Below are 19504 nucleotides of genomic sequence, written 5' to 3' on the forward strand. Positions count from 1 at the left end.
GCGGTTTATCTTAACGCAAATACACCCAGCATAAATGTGCGATTTTTAATATGGCGGTCGCCCGTGCGGCGTCGTGTTTTCTTTTTTTAACAGGTAGCAGAGCGTGTTACGCCCAAAATAGATAAAGACTGAGTTATGAATTTATTCCCCGTTAGTGACAGTAACGAAAGTGAATTAACCTTTGTCGTTTCCCGAGCCTCTGCCAATGCGGATGATAAGGTCCATGCCGTCGCCGCCCGCATCGTCAGAGAAATGGAAACCTCCCTGCCCGAATTCCGTCTGGAATCCACGGAGATGACCGTGATCGACGGCGAACCCGCGGTCGATATGTTTTATCAGTATATGGAAGACAATACGCCGGTGTTTCAGCGCCAGACGGTGATTCTGATAAACGATGCGCAGGAAGGTAAAAAGATGGTGAGCTATATCGGCACCTGCATCGGTGAATTTCTGGATTCACACCACTGGCAGTATCAGGAAATTATGCAGAGCATCAAGTTTCACCGTCAGCGGAAAAGCGCCTGAAGGCAATGGAGAGCGCAGGGAAGGGATGAAAGAGCGCCGCCCGAATGAGCGGCGCAGAGCATTACGCTTTTTTCGCTTCTTCAGCGGCTTTCACGATAACCGCGAACGCGTCCGCTTTCAGAGAGGCACCGCCCACCAGCGCGCCGTCGATGTCCGGCTGGGTGAACAGCTCTGCCGCGTTAGCCGCGTTCACAGAACCGCCGTACTGAATGATAACCTGCTCGGCGATTTTCGCGTCGGCTTTGGCGATGTGGTCACGGATGAATTTGTGAACCGCCTGTGCCTGCGCCGGAGTGGCGGATTTGCCGGTACCGATAGCCCATACCGGTTCGTAAGCAATCACAACGCCTTCAAACGCCGCGGCGCCCTGGGTTTTCAGCACAGCGTCGATCTGACGTGCGCAGACTTCTTCCGTTTTGCCTGCTTCGTTTTCAGCTTCGGTTTCACCGATGCACAGTACCGGCACCAGACCCTGCGCTTTCAGCACGGCGAATTTTTTCGCGATCAGTTCGTCAGATTCCGCGTGGTAAGTACGACGCTCGGAGTGGCCGATAATGATGTATTTCGCGCCGATATCTTTAAGCATTTCAGCGGAAGTTTCACCGGTGAACGCGCCGGAGAGGTTAACGTCGACGTTCTGGGCACCAAGAATGATGTGGCTGCCAGCAGCGGCCTGCTTTGCCAGATCCAGATACATCGCCGGCGGGGCGATCGCTACGTCGCAGCCAGATACGCCAGCCAGCTCTTTACGCAGGTTAGCTACCAGCTCGTTTACCATGTGGCGGCTGCCGTTCAGTTTCCAGTTACCCATCACTAAAGGATGTCGCATTTTCATTCTCCACGCGCTAAGCGAATTAAGGATTATTGCTGCCCGTCAGGCAGCGTGGTCTGTGAAACAGTATAGAGATTCGTACCCGGAAAGGCTTTGCTTTTTGTCATTTATTGCTCCCTTCCAGCGTTTGCGATAACGCAAGCTTAATCGGTTCAACCGCGAAGGTAAGGCCCTTTTCGCCGCTGTCTGCGACAATATAGCGAATCGCGCCTTCGGCCTGGCTGAAGTAGCGTTTGCCCTTGCCCTCGGTAAGCAAGCGCGTCAGCCGTTGCTGACTTTGCGCTTTGCTGATTTTCGGCGTAAAGCTTCGCAGCAGCGCGGCCATATACTCCAGCGCTTTGGCTTTCGCCGCTTTTTGCTCCGGCCCCTGAATAGGCAGCCAGGTCATCTGAATACTTTTGATTTTCAGCGTGCCGCGCTCCAGCGCCGTGGAGGCATAGAGATTTTCATTAATCTTGCTGGCTGCGCGCACCAGATTGATTTTGTCGCCTTTCACGTCGATGGCGCGAAATTCATTGAGCGGGAGCGTGGGGTTGTCGGCGTTGAAGCGTTCGCGAAACTGGGAAATGGAGAGATCAAAGGTAGGCGAGCCGGGCAGCAGATAGGGCGCGGTCGGCGTCAGCGTATCCGGGGCGGTTTCGGCATCAGCGAAGCGCGCCGCCAGCGGCAGCGTCAGAAAAAGAAGATAAAACAGCGGCTTCATGATTCACCTTTCCCGGTTGCGTATCACAGCGATTAAAACCAGATCGGGCTGGCTTGTCAAAACCCGTCCGCACCAGGGTAAACTGTGCGCCACACATACAGTAAGGTTTAGGCTATGACCCTTCAGCAGTGGTTGTTCTCTTTTAAAGGCCGGATTGGCCGCCGTGATTTCTGGGTATGGATAGCGCTCTGGGTGGCGTCGATGATTATCCTTTTTACCCTCACTGGCAATGATTTGCTCAATACGCAGACCGCCGCGTTTATGCTGGTTTGTCTGCTCTGGCCGACGGCGGCGGTGGTGGTGAAACGCCTGCACGACCGCGGCAAATCCGGCGCGTGGGCGCTGTTAATGATCCTCGCGTGGATGCTGCTCGCCGGTAACTGGGCGGTGCTGGGCGGCGTCTGGCAGTGGGCCGTGGGGCGCTTCATCCCGACGCTCATCATGGTGATGATGGTGCTGGACCTGGGCGCGTTTCTCGGCACCCAGGGCGAAAACAAATACGGCAAAGACACGCTGGATGTGAAGTACCGCTGATTACCAGTAGTGCTCCGCCGTCATATGCCCCGGACGGCGGCGCAGGTGTTTCGCCATCTGGCGCGTATCTTTGAGCAACTGCTGCGTATCGCGCACCATCTGCGGGTTTCCGCACAGCATCACATGGCTGGTCGCGGTGTCCATCGGCAGCCCGACCGCCTCTTCCAGCGCGCCGCTCTCAATCAGCGCCGGCACACGCCCGGTCAGCGAGCCGGAGACCGTTTCCCGGCTTACCACCGTCTGCACCCGTAGCTTGCCGTCGTAGCGCTGTTGCAGCTCCAGCATCAGCGGTAAGTAGCTCAAATCCTGGGCGTAACGCACCGCATGCACTAGCACGATATTTTTAAAGCGCTCGAGATCTTTGCCTTCCTGTAAAATCGACAGATACGGGCCGATAGCCGTGCCGGTCGCCAGCATCCATAACGTCTCGCACTCGGGAATTTCTTCCAGCACGAAAAAGCCCGCCGCGTCGCTCACCACCATCACTTCATCACCCGGCTGCATCGCGTGCAGCCGCGGGCTGAGTTTGCCCTCCGGCACCGTCACCAGATAAAACTCCAGATCCGGGTTGCCCGGCGCGTTGACGTAAGAATAGGCACGCTGCACGCGCTCGCCGTCAATCTCAAGGCCCAGCTTGGTGAATTGTCCGGCGGTGAAAGGCGCGACAGGGGCGTGAACCACGAGACTGAAGAGAGAATCGGTCCAGTGCTGAACCCGAACCACTTTACCTGTAACCCAATCCGCCATGTTTCGCTCCTGTGTTAACTGATGCTTTATCTTCGCCAGCACCGCGCATCATTTCCAGCCCGTGCGGGCCGGAAAGCTCGTTCCGACAAACGATTAAAGAATGTGTGTCTGGATCTCCGGGTCTTTGCGGTCGAGATAGTGAATCGACTGAATGCGGCGAATGGTGCGCGATTTGCCGCGGATCAGCAGCGTCTCGGTGGTGGCGATATTGCCCTTGCGGGTGATGCCATCCAGCAGATCGCCTTTGGTGATGCCGGTCGCTGAGAAAATCACGTTATCGTTGTGCGCCATTTCATCCAGTTTCAGCACATTGCCCGCCGTGATGCCCATCGCCTGACAGCGCGCCAGCTCCTGCTCGCCGATGCGGCGGTTTTCCGGCGTGTCGCCTTTCACAACGTGGCGCGCCAGCAGGCGGCCCTGCATATCGCCATCCAGCGCGCGGATCACCGCCGCCGACACCACGCCTTCCGGCGCGCCGCCGATGCCATAAAGCACGTCCACTTCGCTGTCCGGTATACAGGTGAGAATAGACGCCGCCACGTCGCCGTCGGGAATGGCGAAAACGCGCACGCCGAGCTGCTGCATCTGCGCGATAACCGCATCGTGGCGCGGCTTGGCGAGAATAGTGACGGTGAGTTCACTAAGCGGTTTATCGAGCGCTGCGGCGATGTTCTTCAGGTTCTGCTCAAGCGGCAGGTTGAGATCGATAACGCCTTTCGCGCCAGGGCCGACAATCAGCTTTTCCATATACATATCGGGCGCGTTCAGGAAGCTGCCTTTATCGCCTACCGCCAGCACCGCCAGCGCGTTGGCTTGGCCCATCGCCGTCATGCGCGTGCCTTCGATAGGATCGACTGCGATATCAACCGCGTCGCCGTTGCCGGTGCCGACCTTCTCGCCGATGTAGAGCATCGGCGCTTCATCGATTTCGCCCTCGCCAATCACAATCTGCCCGTCGATATCGACTTTATTGAGCATAATGCGCATGGCGTTAACGGCCGCGCCGTCAGCGAGGTTTTTATCGCCGCGTCCCAGCCACTTGTACCCGGCCAGCGCCGCCGCTTCGGTGACGCGTGAAAATTCGATGGCAAGTTCTCGTTTCATGACTCTTTTCCGCAAGATTAACTGCGTCGGAGTGTAGCACAGAGCGGGTAACGGCTGTTACGGAGGGCTGACCGGTGGGAGAGAGAACAGAAGCGCTACGCGGCCACCGAAGCTACTTCTGGAAGGCTTTTTTTAAGCTGATCCTTGAGAGCAATTCGGTCAGGGAAAGGACCATGGTGGAGCGCACCACCTGCTGGTAGCGCTGTTGTTGCATCTGGATAAGCTGCGGATCGCTGCTTTCAAGCGCGGGCGGCGCCGGGGGCAGCGCGACGACGCAGTGCAGTTCGCCGAAGGGGCCGAGAATTTCGTCGTCGGTAAAGGCGTAGTCATTGCCGTCGTGATTGAGTTCTTCACGCAGCGCCATCAGGAGTTCGCAGTCTTCATATTCGGCGCGGCTTATCACGCCGAGCCCGTAAATCAGCTTCAGGCGCACGGAGAGATCGCCCAGCGGGCCGCTGCCGTCGAGCAACGGCTCAACGGCATATTTGACCGCGTAGTCGTCTTTACGGAACACCTGCAACACCAGAATATTGACCGCCTCGGTGAGCAACTCTACGGCTGCGATCAAAAAACTTCTTACGGTTTTGCCAGCATTCAGACGCTCAAGCACACGGTTTTCAAAGGCCTGGGTTTCTTCCATCATTGCCTGCATATCTGACACATCATCAGCGGGCGCAGACTCAGCCGCGCCCGTTATTCATTACGCTGTTGCGTTATACGCGTTTACTGCCGAAGCCACGACATCGCTGTTGGCGTCCAGACCGGAAATCTGCGCCAGCGCGGCCTGCGGGCCTTTATCGGCGATAAGCTGCGCCAGCTCCTGCGCCTGCGGATCGTCTTCGCTGCGGAAATGCATCGCGGCGGCGATGCCCAGCACCAGATTCTGATGCGGCAGGCCATATTCCAGCGTGCCCAGCAGCGGCTTAATCAGACGGTCGCCCGCGCTCAGTTTGCGCAGCGGCTGACGGCCAACGCGCTCCACGTCGTCTTTCAGGTACGGGTTTTCAAAACGGCTAAGGATTTTCTCGATATACGCGGCATGTTTCGCGTCATCAAAGCCGTAGCGTTTAATCAGCACCGCGCCGCTCTCTTCCATCGCGCCGCGTACCACCAGACGAATTTTCTCATCCAGAATCGCGTCGCGAATGGTCTGATGACCGGCCTGTTTTCCGAGGTAGGCGGTTATAGCATGCCCGGTGTTCAGGGTGAAGAGCTTGCGTTCAACAAATGCCATCAGATTGTCGGTCAGCTCCATGCCTGCGATGGTCGGCAGCTCGCCTTTGAACTGAGTTTTATCGACAATCCACTCGCTGAAGGTTTCCACGGTGACTTCCAGCGGATCGTGCGCGGCGGATGCCGACGGCGGCACGATACGGTCAACGGCCGAGTCAACAAAACCGATGTGGCTTTCCACCCAGGCTTTGTCACCCTCTTCGAGCGCGTTAAAGACGTGCGTTTTCAGCTGGCTGGTGCCGCGCACCATGTTTTCACAGGCGATGATATTGAGCGGGCGCTCGTTGCCCTGCGCTTTACGCAGCACCAGGCCTTTGGCAATCGCCGGAGCGATGCGCTCCAGTACCACCGGGCCAACAGCGGTCGTCACGAGATCGACCGTGGCGATAAGCGTCACGGCATCCTCGCTGGTGCTGTTGACCGCATCCACGCCGGAAACGGTATCAATCTGCTCCTGCTCGCCCACCACGCGCACCTGATAGCTGTGGCGCGCGTTTAACGCGTCCAGCACCGTCTGGTTCACGTCGGCGAACGTCAGGCCAATGCCTGCGTCAGCGAGCAGTTTGCCAATAAAGCCACGACCAATATTACCTGCGCCAAAATGTAATGCTTTCATGGGAATACCTTCTTACTTAAAGCGGAACTGTATCGCCCGAGAGGACGGGGGAAAGGGTGCTGCGTGCGACCTCCCTTTCCCTTGCCCTCTCCCTGAGCGGGAGAGTCAGGGTTGCCCTGGTGGAGCACAATTATCTCAATAGCTTCTCAATGAGAAAGAGAGGGACAGTGTCCCTCTCTGCACGGTCTTACGCCACGGTTTTACCGGAAAGCAGCGCCAGCACTTCATCGACGCTGTTGGTGTGCGCCAGGCGCTCAATCACGCTTTCATCATCCAGCGCGTTGGTCAGGCTGGTGATGACCTGAATATGCTCGTTATTACGCGCCGCGATACCAATCACCAGACGGGCGATATCGTCTTCTTCTTCACCGAAACGCACGCCCTGCGGATACTGGCAGAATACGACGCCGGTTTTCAGCACGCGATCTTTGGCCTCGACGGTGCCGTGCGGAACCGCGATAGACTCGCCGAGATAAGTCGGGGTGAGTTTTTCGCGCTCCAGCATCGCGTCCACATATTCCGGCTGCACGTAACCGCCTTTCACCAGTTGCTCGCCCGCAAAGCGAATCGCTTCTTCTTTAGTCGCGGCCTGACGGCCAAGGAAGATGTTGTCCGCGCTGAGCTTAAACAGGTGGCTGTCGTTGGCATCAAAGCTGTCCTGCAGGCTGGTGCGCACTTTCTCTTCGTTCTGCGAATGACGCTGCGCGGCCACCAGACGTTCGGTCAGGCCGGCGTACAGGCCGCTGTCCAGGAAGTTGGTCAGCGAAATGTGCTGCGCGTGCGGCGCCTGGCGCATGGCGCGCTCGGTTAAGTCGCGGTGGGTGATAACCAGATCCACATCGCCCGGCAGGCTGTTAATCGCGCTGTTGGTAACGGAAATATGGCTCAGGCCCGCGTCCTGCACTTTCTTACGCAGCACACCTGCGCCCATCGCGCTGGAACCCATACCGGCGTCGCAGGCGACGATGATTTTACGCACGTGGCTCAGGTCGTTGCTGAGATCCGCGCTCGCTGCGGTCGCGGCACCTTTAGATTGCGCTTTCATATCCTGCATGCGACGGGTCGCAGCATCGATATCGTCTTCTTCTTTCACTTTGCTGGTTTTCAGCAGGATAGCGGCGACCACGAAGGAGACGGCCATCGCGGCGAAAATCGCGACCAGGTTTGCGAAGTACGCGCCTTTCGGCGTCATCGCCAGTACCGCCAGGATAGAGCCCGGAGACGCCGGAGAAACCAGGCCGCCGTTCAGTACGGTCAGGCAGAAGACGCCAGTCATACCGCCCAGGATAACGGCGATGATCAGACGCGGGTTCATCAGCACATACGGGAAGTAGATTTCGTGGATACCGCCCAGGAAGTGGATGATAGCCGCGCCGCCCGCAGACTGTTTGGCGCTGCCGCGACCAAAGAACATGTACGCCAGCAGGATGCCCATACCCGGACCCGGGTTGGCTTCAATCAGGAAGAAAATAGATTTGCCGAGTTCATGCGACTGCTGAATGCCCAGCGGCGAGAAGATGCCGTGGTTGATGGCGTTGTTGAGGAACAGGATTTTCGCCGGTTCAACAAAAATCGACGCCAGCGGCAGCATGTCGTGAACCACCATAAAGTTCACGCCCGCAGCCAGCACTTTGGAGAGCACTTCGACCGCCGGGCCAATGCCGAGGAACGCCAGAATCGCGAGGATCATACCGATGATGCCCGCGGAGAAGTTGTTCACCAGCATTTCAAAGCCGGATTTGATTTTGCCGTCGACCGAGGCGTCGAATTTCTTGATGCAGAAGCCGCCGAGCGGGCCTGCGATCATCGCGCCCAGGAACATCGGGATGTCCGCGCCGACGATAACGCCCATGGTGGTAATCGCGCCCACCACGCCGCCACGCTCGCCGCCAACCAGCTTACCGCCGGTATAACCGATAAGCAGCGGCAGCAGGTAGCTGATCATCGGGCCGACCAGCTTCGCCAGCGTCTCGTTTGGCCACCATCCTGTGGGAATAAATAACGCGGTGATAATACCCCAGGCGATAAACGCGCCGATGTTAGGCATTACCATATTGCTGAGAAAGCGACCAAAGCTTTGCACTTTGATCTTGATATCGGATGACATAGAACACCCCTTCTTATGTTTACGCGCAGGCTTGCGGCCCGAGGTTTATTGTTAACGTGGCGGCAGAGGTAGCCGGACCCATGCTCTGATGACGCGAAATCTGGCACTGAATCGCGATGGTGTCCAGACAGGCACTTTAAGTGTGATCGCGATCACGCGATGTCGGGGTGATCGGGGTAAAGTTGCGTGATTTGAATCACAAAAAAGACGTGTAAAAAAAAGACAATGCGCAAAATGTCGCCATAAACGCCCCTTAAATGTGAATAAAGTCACACTTTCTTTCGGCATGTTTGTTATTGGTTTGTGATGTTAATCACAAAATATTTCCCAGGAATAATCCGAACAGGCGGCGTACATTTTTTACTCATACTCACAAGGCGAGTCTGTAAGAAAGTTACAGCCGGACAATGACAGAAAAAGGCGGCGGTAAAGCACAGCTCGCTGTACGTTTTAGCGCGCCGTCGCGCCTCCTTTTGGCGTATCCTGACCCATACTTACCCTTACCCTGGCGATAACGTAAAAGGACCCGGCATGAAACTTATCGGTAGTTACACCAGCCCGTTTGTACGCAAAATCTCCGTCATGTTGCTCGAAAAAGGCATCGTGTTTGAGTTCGTGAATGAATCGCCCTATGCCGAACAGAACGGCATGGCGCAGTACAACCCGCTCGGGAAAGTGCCGGCGCTGGTGACCGACGAGGGCGAAACCTGGTTTGATTCGCCCATCATCGCGCAGTATATCGAGCTGCTGGACGCGCAACCGGCGCTGGTGCCGCAAGAACCGCGCGCCGCGCTAAAAGTGCGCCAGCTGGAGGCGCTCGCCGACGGCATTATGGACGCGGCGCTGGTCTCGGTGCGCGAGCAGGCGCGCCCGCCTGAGCAGCAGTCGGAAAATGAGCTGCTGCGCCAGCGGGAGAAAATCAACCGCGGCCTCGATGCGCTGGAAGGGTATGTGGCTGACGGCACGCTAAAGGCTGAGGAACTGACGCTTGCCACCATCGCCACCGCCTGCGCCATCGGCTATCTCAATTTCCGTCGCGTGGCGCCGGGCTGGTGCGCGCAGCGTCCGCATCTGGTGAAACTGGTGGAAGCGCTCTTTGCCCGCGACAGCTTCGCGCGTACCGAGCCGCCCAGCGCCTGAGCGGGCGTGAACCGCCCTTTATTGCGCTGACCGGGCGCGGGGACTGAACTGCCCCGCGTTTCCTGCTAAATTATCGCCACGTTTTATCCAGGTTTATGCACGCCATGACGACCGATTCCCGTCTGCTTTACAGTCAGCTTCCCGCCACCGACCGCCTGCTGCGCGACAGCGCGTTCCAGCCGTTGCTGGACACCTACGGCCATACCCGCGTGGTCAACACCCTTCGCGCGATGCAGGAGGCGGCGCGGCTCGCCATTCGCGAACGCCAGGCGCTGCCCTCATGGTGCGACGACTGGGCCGCGGCGGCGGCCGGGCGGCTGGCGCGCGGTTCGCAAAGCGCGCTGCGCCCGGTCTTTAACCTTACCGGCACGGTGCTGCACACCAATCTTGGCCGCGCGTTGCAGGCGGAAGAAGCGGTTGAGGCGGTCGCCCGCGCCATGCGCTCGCCCGTGACGCTGGAGTATGACGCCGAAGGCGGCGAGCGCGGTCACCGCGACCGCGCGCTGGCGGAGCTACTCTGTGAACTTACCGGCGCGGAAGACGCCTGTATCGTTAATAACAACGCGGCGGCGGTGTTGCTGATGCTGGCGGCGCTGGGCGCAGGCAAAGAGGTGATTGTGTCGCGCGGCGAGCTGGTAGAGATTGGCGGCGCGTTTCGTATCCCGGATGTGATGCGCCAGGCGGGCTGTCAGCTGGTGGAAGTGGGCACGACCAACCGCACACACCTGCGCGATTATCTCGATGCGGTCGGCGAGCAGACCGCGCTGCTAATGAAAGTGCACACCAGCAATTACCAGATTGAAGGCTTTACCAAAGCCGTGGACGCCGCCGAGCTGGCGCAGGCGTCGACGCTGCCGGTGATTGTCGATCTCGGCAGCGGTTCGCTTATCGATCTCAGTCAGTATGGGCTGCCAAAAGAGCCGATGCCGCAGGAGGCGCTCGCCGCCGGGGCGAGTCTCGTGAGCTTTTCCGGCGATAAACTGCCGGGCGGGCCGCAGGCGGGGATTATCGTCGGGAAAAAAGCGCTTATCGCGGCGCTTCAGAAACACCCGCTCAAGCGCGCCCTGCGCGCCGATAAAATGACGCTGGCGGCGCTCGACGCCACATTGCGCCTTTATCTGCACCCGGAAAAACTCGCACAACGGCTGCCGACGCTGCGGCTGCTGACGCGCCAGGCGTCTGACATTAACGAACAGGCGCAGCGCCTGCGTCCGGCGCTGGAGACCCGCTACGGCGATGAATTTCAGATAGACGTGATGCCCTGCCTGTCGCAGATTGGCAGCGGTTCGCTGCCGGTCGACCGGCTTCCGGGTGCGGCGCTCACCTTCACCCCGCGCGACGGGCGCGGCAGCCGCCTGGAGGCGCTCGCCGCCCGCTGGCGTCGCCTGCCGGTGCCGGTTATCGGGCGCGTGGGCGACGGGCGGTTATGGCTCGATTTACGCTGCCTTGAAGATGAGGCAGGACTGATGGAGATGTTGTTGCAATGATTATCGCCACCGCCGGGCACGTGGACCACGGCAAAACCACGCTGCTTGAGGCGCTTACCGGCATTAACGCCGACCGTCTGCCGGAAGAGAAAAAGCGCGGCATGACTATCGATCTCGGTTACGCCTACTGGCCGCAGCCGGACGGGCGCGTCATCGGTTTTATCGACGTGCCGGGCCATGAAAAATTCCTCGCTAATATGCTGGCGGGCGTGGGCGGCATCGATCATGCGCTGCTGATGGTGGCGTGCGATGACGGCGTGATGGCCCAGACGCGTGAGCATCTGGCGATTTTGCAACTGACCGGCCAGCCGACGCTCACCGTGGCGCTCACCAAAGCCGACCGGGTGGATGACGCGCGCCTCGCGCAGGTGAAAGCGCAGGTGATGGCCACATTGAACGACTACGGCTGGCACGACGCCACGCTGTTCGTCACGGCGGCCACCGAAGGCGTGGGCGTTGAGGCGCTGCGCGACCATTTGCGCCAGTTGCCTGAGCGCACGCACCCTGCCGGGCAGCGCTTTCGCCTGGCGGTCGATCGCGCGTTTACCGTCAAGGGCGCGGGCCTGGTGGTTACCGGCACGGCGCTTTCCGGCGAGGTGAATGTTGGCGATACGCTCTACCTGACCGGCGCGAATACGCCGATGCGCGTGCGCGGCCTGCATGCGCAGAATCAGCCGACGGAACGCGCATTCGCCGGTCAGCGCATCGCGCTGAATATTAGCGGCGACGCGCAGAAAGCCGATATCCGGCGCGGCGACTGGCTGCTCAGCGAAGCGCCGCCGCAGGCCGCAGAGCGGGTTATCGTCACGCTCGACCGCCATGCGCCGCTGCAACAGTGGCAGCCGCTGCATATTCACCATGCGGCAAGCCACGTCACCGGGCGCGTTTCGTTACTGGAAGATGATCTGGCGGAGCTGGTATTCGACACGCCGCTGTTCCTGGCCGATAACGATCAGCTGGTGCTGCGCGACATTAGCGCGCGTCAGACGCTGGCAGGCGCGCGCGTCGTCACGCTGGAAACCCCGCGGCGCGGCAAACGCCAGCCGGAGTTCCTCGCGTTTCTCAACGAACTGGCGAGTGCCAGAACCGACGCCGACGCGCTGCGGCTCGATGCCTCGCGCGGCGCGGTCGCGCTGGCGACATTCGGCTGGGCGCGCCAGCTCACTGCGGCATCGCTCGACGCGCTGGCGGGCAGTGGGGACTATCTCCAGGCGAACGGTTATCTGTTAAGCAGCGCGCTCGCGGCGCGCTGGCAGGAGAAACTGCTCGCCACGCTCGCCCGCTACCATGAAACGCACAGCGAAGAGCCCGGCCCCGGCCGCGAAAGGCTGCGTCGCATGGCGCTCCCTTCCGAGCCGGAACCGCTGGTGCTGGCGCTGATCGAGAGGATGCGGCGCGACGGGCAGCTCGAGAGCCGCGAAGGCTGGCTGCATCTGCCGGGCCATAAGGCCGGTTTCAGTGAGGCTCAGCAGGCGCTGTGGGAGAAAATCCAGGGACTGTTTGGCGACGAGCCGTGGTGGGTGCGCGATCTGGCGCGCGAAGCGGGCGAAGAAGAACAGGCGATGCGCCAGCTATTGCGGCTCGCCGCGCAGCAGGGCTTTATCACAGCGATCGTCAAAGATCGCTACTACCGTCACGATCGCATTGTGGCGTTCGCCGATCTGATCCGCACGCTCGATCGCGAAAAAGGCGCGACCGTCGCTGCCGATTTCCGCGACAGCCTGAACGTGGGCCGTAAACTGGCGATTCAGATTCTGGAATATTTCGACCGCATCGGCTTTACCCGCCGTCGCGGTAATGAACATCTGTTGCGTGACAGCGCGCTGTTTAATTCCGCACTGTAAAAAATAACGAAATGGGGGAATGTATATTTATGAAATATATATTCCCCGCTCTTTAATCACTCCATGAATAATTACGAGAAATTCCGCTAACTGTTTTATTTTATGGTGCTTTCTGGCAACCAATTCGTCGTAATTCGCGGCAACTCGCTTTTTTCACTCTGCCATGCGGTGTATTTTCGAAAGCTCATTTCATTCATTAAGGATAATGAGTATGACCGCGTCTGTTTTTTATATTCCCTCCATTAATATGATTGGCATGAATAGTCTCGATGAAGCGCTGAAAATGGCCAGCGAATATGGCTACCGCAACGCGCTGATTGTGACAGACGGTATGTTGTCAGCGCTGGGCATGGCCGGCCAGCTCAAGGAAATGCTGTCGCAGAAAGGCATTAACAGCGTGATTTTCGACGGCACCCACCCGAACCCGACGACGGAAAACGTGGAAGCGGGCTTAAGTATGCTGCGCGCGCACCGCTGCGACTGCGTGGTTTCGCTCGGCGGCGGCTCGCCGCACGACTGCGCCAAAGGCATCGCGCTGGTAGCGGCTAACGGCGGCGATATTCGCGATTACGAAGGCGTTGACCGTTCCCGCAAACCGCAACTGCCGATGATCGCCATCAACACCACGGCGGGCACGGCATCTGAGATGACGCGTTTTTGCATCATCACCGATCAGGAGCGCCATGTGAAAATGGCCATTGTCGATAAACACGTGACGCCGGTGATGTCGGTAAACGATCCGGCGCTGATGATGGGGATGCCGAGATCGCTGACCGCCGCGACAGGCATGGACGCGCTGACCCACGCCATCGAAGCGTATGTCTCCACCGCCGCCACGCCAGTCACTGACGCCTGCGCGCTGAAAGCCATTAGTATGATTGCGCAAACGCTGCCGCAGGCGGTGGAAGAGGGGGATGATGTCGCGGCGCGCGAGGCGATGGCCTGGGCGCAGTTCATGGCGGGAATGGCGTTTAATAACGCCTCGCTCGGGTATGTCCACGCGATGGCGCATCAGCTCGGCGGTTTTTACGATCTGCCGCACGGCGTTTGCAACGCCATCCTGCTGCCGCATGTACAGCGCTTCAACAGCAGCGTGGCGGTGCACCGGCTGCGCGACTGCGCGCAGGCGATGGGCGTTAACGTTCGCGCCATGAGCGACGCTGAAGGCGCGAATGCCTGTATCGAGGCGATTTGCGCGCTGGCTCGCCGGGTGCATATTCCTGCTGGTTTACGCGAGCTGAGAGTGCGTGAAAATGACATTGCTCTGCTGGCGGAAAACGCGCTCAAGGACGCCTGCGGATTAACCAATCCGGTGCAGGCAAGCCACGCGGAGATCATGGCGATTTATCGTGCGGCGATGTAACGCTTAAGCCCCGCTGCGGCGGGGCTACTGTTGTTTCGCGAGCCACACCGCGCCCAGGCGTCCGGCCTGGTTACCGAGCTGGCAGGGCTGAATGGGCACCCGCAACGCATCCCAGAAGTTATATTTTTCAAGCGTGCGTTCAAGCATCGGGTAGAGTTCTTTCTGCTGGCTGATGCCGCCGCCAATCAGCACCACCTGCGGATCGTAGAGCGACACCACGCTGTAAACGCCGCGCGCCAGATAACCGACCCAGCGCTCCACCACTTCACGCAGATGCACATCGCCGCCCATACGCTCGAAAATTTCTTTGCCATGCAGCGGCGCATCTGACGGCAGCGACAGCGCCTGGCGGCTCGCCTCCACCAGCCCGCGCGCGGAGGCGATCTGATGCATATTCTCGCCGTTATCGCCAACCGGGATCACGCCAAATTCGCCCGCGCGGAAGTGCGCGCCGCGCAAAAGTTCGCGGTTCAGTATCAGCCCACCGCCAATGCCGGTGCCGATGGTCATGCAGATAAACGACTCGTAGCGCTGACCGGCACCGCGCCACATCTCGCCAAGCGCCGCGCAGTTCGCATCGTTTTCCACCGTGACCGGCAGCGACGTTAACTCGCCAAACAGCTCCAGCAGATTGCAGCCGTCGAGAAACGTCAGCGCGCCCGCCTTCGGCACATGGCCGGTATGCGGATTGATATAGCCAGGAAAACTGACGCCGATACCGGCTATTTCGTCGCGCTTTTGATAATGCTCAACGGTCTCGCGCCAGGCGTTTTTAAACGCGTCAGGATCGTAGTGCGTGTCATATTCGTCGCTGGAAAGCTCCTCGCCCTCCTCGGTGATCAGGCCGTGTTTGATATGCGTGCCGCCGACGTCAAAACCGATAAACTTACGCATGGTCATTCCTTCTGTGACAAACCGGGTTCCGCTTTTGAGTATGGCGTACCTGCGAAAACGCAACGTAAAGGAAGGTAATCTGCCGCTATTTATGGTGAATACCGCGCATGTCGTGATTGTGGTTAAGTAACGGCGGATGTGAACAGAGGCGGTGGCGTGGATATTTCAGGTTTTGTGCTGGCGATTGCGCCGGTGGCACTCTCTCCCGGTGCCAGCTTTACGCTGGCGATGAACAATGTTATCCACCGGGGGATTATGGGCGTGTTCAGCGTTATCACAGGCACGCTTATCGGCATTTATATTCACGCCTCGCTGGTGGGGCTTGGCGTCACGCAACTGCTGGTGCGCTACCCGGCCGTGATGAAAACTTTACAGCTTACAGGCACGCTCTATTTGCTCTGGCTGGCGCTGCGGCTTGTTGTAAGCGGCATTCAGGCCTGGCGGCGTCCGCAGCACACAACAGGCCGCGGCGCGGGCGTGAAAGAGGCGCTGCTGGCGAATCTTTTTAACATCAAAGCGATTCTGCTCTGGCTGACGGTGGTGCCCGCGTTTGCCGGAACGGCCTTCACGCACTATCTGCTGCTCGCCAGCATTCATGTCGCCATTATGGCGTCCTGGCTGCTGCTGTGCGGCGGCGCGATAGTGCTGACCACGCGCCGCTTTTCGGTGCGCTGGCTGAAGGTCGTCGTCGATACCGGCGGCGGGCTGTTTCTGTTTTTCCTCACGCTCTCCTCTGCGCTGGCGATGCTGAAATAGGCGGGTGAGGCGTTAACGGCATTCGTCTATCCAGACGCGCATTTCGCCTTCGCCGCGGTTGGCCCAGCTAAACCACGGTATAAAGGTCAGCGTTTGCGGCGTGGCCTGCGCCGGAGAGCGGTCATACTGCCAGAGTGGCCGCGATTCGGGCTGTGGGCTCGCCTGACGCCAGCCCTCGGCCTGAATTAAGACCTGACGGGCGAAAATGCCTTTTCCTTCCCGTTCGTGGAACGTCGATGTGGCGGGCAGTTGCAGGTTATGGAGCTCGCTGCCGTTGTCCGCCTCTTCCAGACAGTAAATCAGCGGCCCGCGCTGAATCGCTACTTTGCCTGCGACATGGCGCACCAGCGGGTTGCCGTAGACGCGGCGCACCGGCATGGGCAGCGTCAGCGTCAGCGTATCGCCTTCGTGCCAGGTGCGCGTCAGCCAGAGATACCCTTTACGAATATCGCCTTCACAGGGGCGACCGTTCAGCATTACGCGCGGCGCGTCGCACCAGTCCGGCAGGCGCAGCGCCAGCGTGTGTTCAACCGGCCGAGGCGAATCGATATGAATGCGCACCTCTTCATGCCACGGGAAATCGCCGCTGATACGTAACCGCAGTGTGCTGTCACCGACCGGCAACTGAACGTTGTTGCCGATGTAGAGATTGATAAACAGCGCATCTTCGCGCGCGGTGTAGATGTAATGTCCGAGCGAAGTGAGCAGCCGCGCGATATTCGGTGGACAGCAGGCACAGCCAAACCAGCGCTGGCGGACAGGCTTAACGTGATCGTAGATATGATTAAATTTCAGCGTTTTCGGATGCACTTCCAGTGGATTGACGTAAAAGAAGTGTTTGCCATCCAGCGCCATCCCTCCGAGCACAGTGTTATACAACGCACGCTCCATGACGTCGGCATACTGGCTGTCGCCTTCCATCTCCAGCATCCGGCGGGCGAACATGATCAGGCCTATCGAGGCGCAGCTTTCCGCATAGACCGTGTCGTTGGGCAGATCGTAATCAGTGCTGAACGCTTCTCCACTGCTCTGCGAACCGATACCGCCAGTGATATAAAGCTGGCGGCGCGCCATATTTTCCCATAACCGCAGGCAGGCCCGGCGTTTTTCTTCGTCGCCGCTCAGGCGCGCCAGATGCGCGACGCCTGTCATGAGATAGACGAAGCGCACCGCGTGGCCCACGGCGCGCGTCTGCTCTGCCAGCGGCTGGTGCGCCTGGCTGTAGGCTTTATCCTGCACCATCCAGGCCGGCCCATAAGTGTTCCAGTAAGAGGTGCGGCCGCGTTTTTCGTATTCGATATCGTAAAAGTGCGGCTGCGTCCCGCGCTGCTCGACAAAGTAGCGTGCCAGCGCCTGGTAGCGCGGCTCCTGCGTGGCTTCATACAGGCGCATCAATGCCAGTTCAATTTCCGGGTGACCGGGATAGCCGTGAAGCTGATTCTCACCGGGACCGAAAACCTGACAGAGGTGATCGGCAAGACGGCACACTACGCCAAGCAGGCGGCGTTTGCCGGTGGCCTGCCAGAACGCGACGCCTGCCTCAATCATATGACCGGCACAATAGAGTTCGTGGCATTCAGCGAGGTTGGTCCAGCGCTCGCCAGGCGCTTTTACGGTGAAATAGGTGTTCAGATAGCCGTCGTCGCATTGCGCCGCCGCAACCAGTTCAATCACCTCGTCGGCGGTTTTTTCAAGCGTGGCGTCCGGCTTCTGGCACAGAGACCAGGCTACGGCCTCCAGCCATTTCGCCACATCGCTGTCCTGAAAGACCATGCCATAGAACTCGCCGTGCTCAAGACCCGCGGCTATCCGAAAGTTGGAAATGGCGTGGCTCGGCTCCGCCTCGGGAAGGCGATCGTTAAGCGCGTCCCACTGATACGGGATTACTACGTCCCGCACCAGTTGCTGATATTGGCCGAGAAACGGATCGGTGATTTTCAGATAATGCAGGGAGATTTCATGCACGTCTGGTTGAGTCATGATGATTTCCTTCAGGAGGGTTGCACGTGGCGCTGGCGCAAATCGCCGGAAATGCGCGCCATCAGCGGATTATTGAGTTTGCACCAGCGAATCGTGATCGCCAGCAGCAGATGAAACAACGCAGGCAGCAGGCTCTCCATGGCCGTCATCCCCTGGAGCGACGCGGCCGTCTGGTTTTCGGCACCGGGTTGATAGGCCACTACAATAAATACCAAGCTGATAATGCCGGCGCTGGACGCCCAGGCGAGCTTGATGAAAAAGAGGTTAAATGCGAAATTCATTCCCGACGAACGCACGCCGGTTTTCCACTCGCCGTAATCGTCGGCAAACGCCATCAGGGAAAAGTGCAGCGGCAGCGTGAAGCCGAGAATAATGCCGTTGCCGAGGATAACGGCAAGCCAAAGGTGCTGATGCGCCGGGCTTGCGGGCAGTAGCCACATCGCGACGGCCAACGCCGCCAGGATAAGATTAGTATGGAAATAGAGCTTAACGGTGTCGACACGGCGCGACAGCGGGCTAACTATCATCGCACCGGCAACGGCGGCGAACGTCACCATAGTGAAAAACAGCGAGGTATAAGCAGTGCTGCCCTGAAGCACATAGGTGATGAAGTACATATACCCGCCGCCGCGAATGTTAAACACGTTAATCAGCAGGAATGACATCACCAGCATCAGTAGAAGCTGATCGTTATTACGCAGCCCGGCAAAATGCTCGCGCAGCGTAAATTTCCCCATCAGCGCCAGCGAAACGCGTTCGCGCACCCAAAAGAAGCAGCACAGGAACATCACGACCGCCACGGCGCACAGCACGCCAACGCCGAGTTGCCAGCCGCGGGCGGCGTTGCCCTCGCCCAGTGCTTTGACGAGCCATGGCAGCCCCACCGAGACCAGAAACCCTGCCACGCCGCATAACACAAAGCGCCAGGATTGACAGGCCAGCACTTCGTGATGACGCGTGGTCATGGTATTGATCAACGCGCAATAAGGCACGTTGATGGCGGTATAGCTGACAGACAGCAAAAGATATGTCCCGAATGCCCAGGCAATTTTGACGCCCGTACTGGCTTCCGGCACGGTAAACGTGAGTACGCCAATAACGCCGATGGGCACTGCCACCCACAGCTGCCACGGGCGAAAGCGTCCCCAGCGGCTCTGCGTGCGGTCGGCGATAACGCCCATTACCGGGTCGGAGATGGCGTCGAAAACGCGCAGGGCCATAAACAGCGTGCCCACCAGCGCGGGAGTCAGCCCAAAAACATCGGTGTAAAAGAAGGTCAGAAAATTCATGATCAGGCAGGTAATAATCGTGCCGCCCGCGTCGCCTAATCCGTAGCCTATTTTTTCCCGCAGCGACAGCTTTTCACTCACAGCGGCGACGGAAATATCCGCTGTCGTAACAGAAGTAGCATTCATGATTAACGCCTCGCGTTATCGGATAAGTTATGCCAGAAATAAAACCGCTTATTTGCCGGGGTAAAGTGTCACTGGCCAGTCACGTTATTGATTCTGCATGCGATACGCCGGGCAACAAGGCAACGGGAAAGTATAAAAAAGGGACGATTCCGACCTGCTGGCAAAATTGTGAAGCAGATCCCCTCGCGCTTAAAAAAATCCTCGCCCGCCGCTTCAGCCGCTAA

18 protein-coding genes are annotated in these 19504 nt (G+C 58.9%); 8 read left to right on the plus strand and 10 right to left on the minus strand.

Annotated elements, in window-relative coordinates:
• The first annotated feature begins 135 nt into the window (after positions 1–135).
• Positions 136–525: a DcrB-related protein gene (locus CSK29544_RS03875; protein ID WP_007779863.1), complete on the plus strand. Its 390-nt coding sequence runs from the start codon at positions 136–138 to the stop codon at positions 523–525.
• Between the two features lie 61 nt (positions 526–586).
• Here the strand turns inward: CSK29544_RS03875 and tpiA are convergent, their stop codons facing one another.
• Positions 587–1354 (minus strand): triose-phosphate isomerase, encoded by a 768-nt coding sequence (gene tpiA / locus CSK29544_RS03880; RefSeq protein ID WP_007872501.1) that lies wholly within the window; start codon positions 1352–1354, stop codon positions 587–589.
• A gap of 106 nt (positions 1355–1460) precedes the next feature.
• A complete protein-coding gene (locus CSK29544_RS03885; protein ID WP_007899162.1) occupies positions 1461–2060 on the minus strand; it encodes a YiiQ family protein in 600 nt (199 codons plus the stop codon).
• A 114-nt stretch (positions 2061–2174) separates the two neighbouring features.
• Between CSK29544_RS03885 and CSK29544_RS03890 the strand changes: the two genes are divergently transcribed.
• Positions 2175–2594 (plus strand): DUF805 domain-containing protein, encoded by a 420-nt coding sequence (locus CSK29544_RS03890; RefSeq protein WP_007899163.1) that lies wholly within the window; start codon positions 2175–2177, stop codon positions 2592–2594.
• Here the strand turns inward: CSK29544_RS03890 and fpr are convergent, their stop codons facing one another.
• From fpr to CSK29544_RS03915, 5 genes are all read right to left on the minus strand, one after another.
• Positions 2595–3341, minus strand: coding sequence for a ferredoxin--NADP(+) reductase (fpr, locus tag CSK29544_RS03895; RefSeq protein ID WP_012126116.1), 747 nt, complete (start codon positions 3339–3341; stop codon positions 2595–2597).
• Between the two features lie 93 nt (positions 3342–3434).
• Positions 3435–4445: a class II fructose-bisphosphatase gene (glpX, locus tag CSK29544_RS03900; RefSeq protein ID WP_007899165.1), complete on the minus strand. Its 1011-nt coding sequence runs from the start codon at positions 4443–4445 to the stop codon at positions 3435–3437.
• Between the two features lie 112 nt (positions 4446–4557).
• Positions 4558–5097, minus strand: coding sequence for a mannitol operon repressor MtlR (gene mtlR, locus CSK29544_RS03905; RefSeq protein WP_007779881.1), 540 nt, complete (start codon positions 5095–5097; stop codon positions 4558–4560).
• Positions 5098–5145: 48 nt separating this feature from the next.
• Positions 5146–6294 (minus strand): mannitol-1-phosphate 5-dehydrogenase, encoded by a 1149-nt coding sequence (mtlD, locus tag CSK29544_RS03910; protein ID WP_007899166.1) that lies wholly within the window; start codon positions 6292–6294, stop codon positions 5146–5148.
• Between the two features lie 187 nt (positions 6295–6481).
• Entirely contained in the window at positions 6482–8401 is a 1920-nt protein-coding gene (locus tag CSK29544_RS03915; protein WP_029039310.1) for a PTS mannitol transporter subunit IICBA, read from the minus strand.
• A gap of 531 nt (positions 8402–8932) precedes the next feature.
• On the opposite strand from CSK29544_RS03915, the gene CSK29544_RS03920 reads away from it, so the two are divergent.
• The 4 genes from CSK29544_RS03920 (at position 8933) to yiaY (ending at position 14235) form a co-directional block, all read left to right on the plus strand.
• Positions 8933–9541 (plus strand): glutathione S-transferase, encoded by a 609-nt coding sequence (locus CSK29544_RS03920; RefSeq protein WP_004386327.1) that lies wholly within the window; start codon positions 8933–8935, stop codon positions 9539–9541.
• A gap of 104 nt (positions 9542–9645) precedes the next feature.
• Positions 9646–11028 carry an L-seryl-tRNA(Sec) selenium transferase gene (gene selA / locus CSK29544_RS03925; RefSeq protein WP_007899168.1) on the plus strand — a complete coding sequence of 461 codons (1383 nt, stop codon included), beginning with the start codon at positions 9646–9648 and terminating at the stop codon, positions 11026–11028.
• Positions 11025–12872, plus strand: coding sequence for a selenocysteine-specific translation elongation factor (gene selB / locus CSK29544_RS03930; protein WP_007899169.1), 1848 nt, complete (start codon positions 11025–11027; stop codon positions 12870–12872). The genes selA and selB overlap by 4 nt, the downstream gene beginning before the upstream one ends.
• A 211-nt stretch (positions 12873–13083) precedes the next feature.
• The gene (gene yiaY / locus CSK29544_RS03935; RefSeq protein ID WP_007899170.1) at positions 13084–14235 is read left to right on the plus strand and encodes an L-threonine dehydrogenase; all 1152 of its coding nucleotides are present in this window, start codon (positions 13084–13086) and stop codon (positions 14233–14235) included.
• 24 nt (positions 14236–14259) lie between these two features.
• On the opposite strand, the gene CSK29544_RS03940 is transcribed toward yiaY, so the two are convergent.
• A complete protein-coding gene (locus CSK29544_RS03940; RefSeq protein WP_007872521.1) occupies positions 14260–15129 on the minus strand; it encodes an ROK family protein in 870 nt (289 codons plus the stop codon).
• 156 nt (positions 15130–15285) lie between these two features.
• Here CSK29544_RS03940 and CSK29544_RS03945 point away from each other — a divergent pair, with 156 nt between their 5' ends.
• Complete coding sequence (locus tag CSK29544_RS03945; protein WP_007899179.1) at positions 15286–15885, plus strand: LysE family translocator; 600 nt, start codon at positions 15286–15288, stop codon at positions 15883–15885.
• Between the two features lie 12 nt (positions 15886–15897).
• Here the strand turns inward: CSK29544_RS03945 and CSK29544_RS03950 are convergent, their stop codons facing one another.
• Together CSK29544_RS03950 and CSK29544_RS03955 are read right to left on the minus strand one after the other, a co-directional pair.
• Positions 15898–17865, minus strand: coding sequence for a glycoside hydrolase family 127 protein (locus CSK29544_RS03950; protein ID WP_007899181.1), 1968 nt, complete (start codon positions 17863–17865; stop codon positions 15898–15900).
• 11 nt (positions 17866–17876) lie between these two features.
• Positions 17877–19280, minus strand: a complete 1404-nt coding sequence (locus CSK29544_RS03955; protein ID WP_007899184.1) for an MFS transporter — start codon at positions 19278–19280, stop codon at positions 17877–17879.
• A gap of 29 nt (positions 19281–19309) precedes the next feature.
• Between CSK29544_RS03955 and CSK29544_RS24165 the strand changes: the two genes are divergently transcribed.
• Positions 19310–19504 (plus strand): hypothetical protein, encoded by a 195-nt coding sequence (locus CSK29544_RS24165; RefSeq protein ID WP_131824814.1) that lies wholly within the window; start codon positions 19310–19312, stop codon positions 19502–19504.

The sequence above is a fragment of the Cronobacter sakazakii genome (assembly GCF_000982825.1).
Lineage (GTDB): Bacteria > Pseudomonadota > Gammaproteobacteria > Enterobacterales > Enterobacteriaceae > Cronobacter > Cronobacter sakazakii.

Coding starts and splice junctions, on each gene's coding strand:
- CSK29544_RS03875 (WP_007779863.1), top strand. CDS start 136: ATGAATTTATTCCCCGTTAGTGACAGTAACGAAAGTGAATTAACCTTT.
- tpiA (WP_007872501.1), bottom strand. CDS start 1,354: ATGCGACATCCTTTAGTGATGGGTAACTGGAAACTGAACGGCAGCCGC.
- CSK29544_RS03885 (WP_007899162.1), bottom strand. CDS start 2,060: ATGAAGCCGCTGTTTTATCTTCTTTTTCTGACGCTGCCGCTGGCGGCG.
- CSK29544_RS03890 (WP_007899163.1), top strand. CDS start 2,175: ATGACCCTTCAGCAGTGGTTGTTCTCTTTTAAAGGCCGGATTGGCCGC.
- fpr (WP_012126116.1), bottom strand. CDS start 3,341: ATGGCGGATTGGGTTACAGGTAAAGTGGTTCGGGTTCAGCACTGGACC.
- glpX (WP_007899165.1), bottom strand. CDS start 4,445: ATGAAACGAGAACTTGCCATCGAATTTTCACGCGTCACCGAAGCGGCG.
- mtlR (WP_007779881.1), bottom strand. CDS start 5,097: ATGCAGGCAATGATGGAAGAAACCCAGGCCTTTGAAAACCGTGTGCTT.
- mtlD (WP_007899166.1), bottom strand. CDS start 6,294: ATGAAAGCATTACATTTTGGCGCAGGTAATATTGGTCGTGGCTTTATT.
- CSK29544_RS03915 (WP_029039310.1), bottom strand. CDS start 8,401: ATGTCATCCGATATCAAGATCAAAGTGCAAAGCTTTGGTCGCTTTCTC.
- CSK29544_RS03920 (WP_004386327.1), top strand. CDS start 8,933: ATGAAACTTATCGGTAGTTACACCAGCCCGTTTGTACGCAAAATCTCC.
- selA (WP_007899168.1), top strand. CDS start 9,646: ATGACGACCGATTCCCGTCTGCTTTACAGTCAGCTTCCCGCCACCGAC.
- selB (WP_007899169.1), top strand. CDS start 11,025: ATGATTATCGCCACCGCCGGGCACGTGGACCACGGCAAAACCACGCTG.
- yiaY (WP_007899170.1), top strand. CDS start 13,084: ATGACCGCGTCTGTTTTTTATATTCCCTCCATTAATATGATTGGCATG.
- CSK29544_RS03940 (WP_007872521.1), bottom strand. CDS start 15,129: ATGCGTAAGTTTATCGGTTTTGACGTCGGCGGCACGCATATCAAACAC.
- CSK29544_RS03950 (WP_007899181.1), bottom strand. CDS start 17,865: ATGACTCAACCAGACGTGCATGAAATCTCCCTGCATTATCTGAAAATC.
- CSK29544_RS03955 (WP_007899184.1), bottom strand. CDS start 19,280: ATGAATGCTACTTCTGTTACGACAGCGGATATTTCCGTCGCCGCTGTG.
- CSK29544_RS24165 (WP_131824814.1), top strand. CDS start 19,310: ATGCCAGAAATAAAACCGCTTATTTGCCGGGGTAAAGTGTCACTGGCC.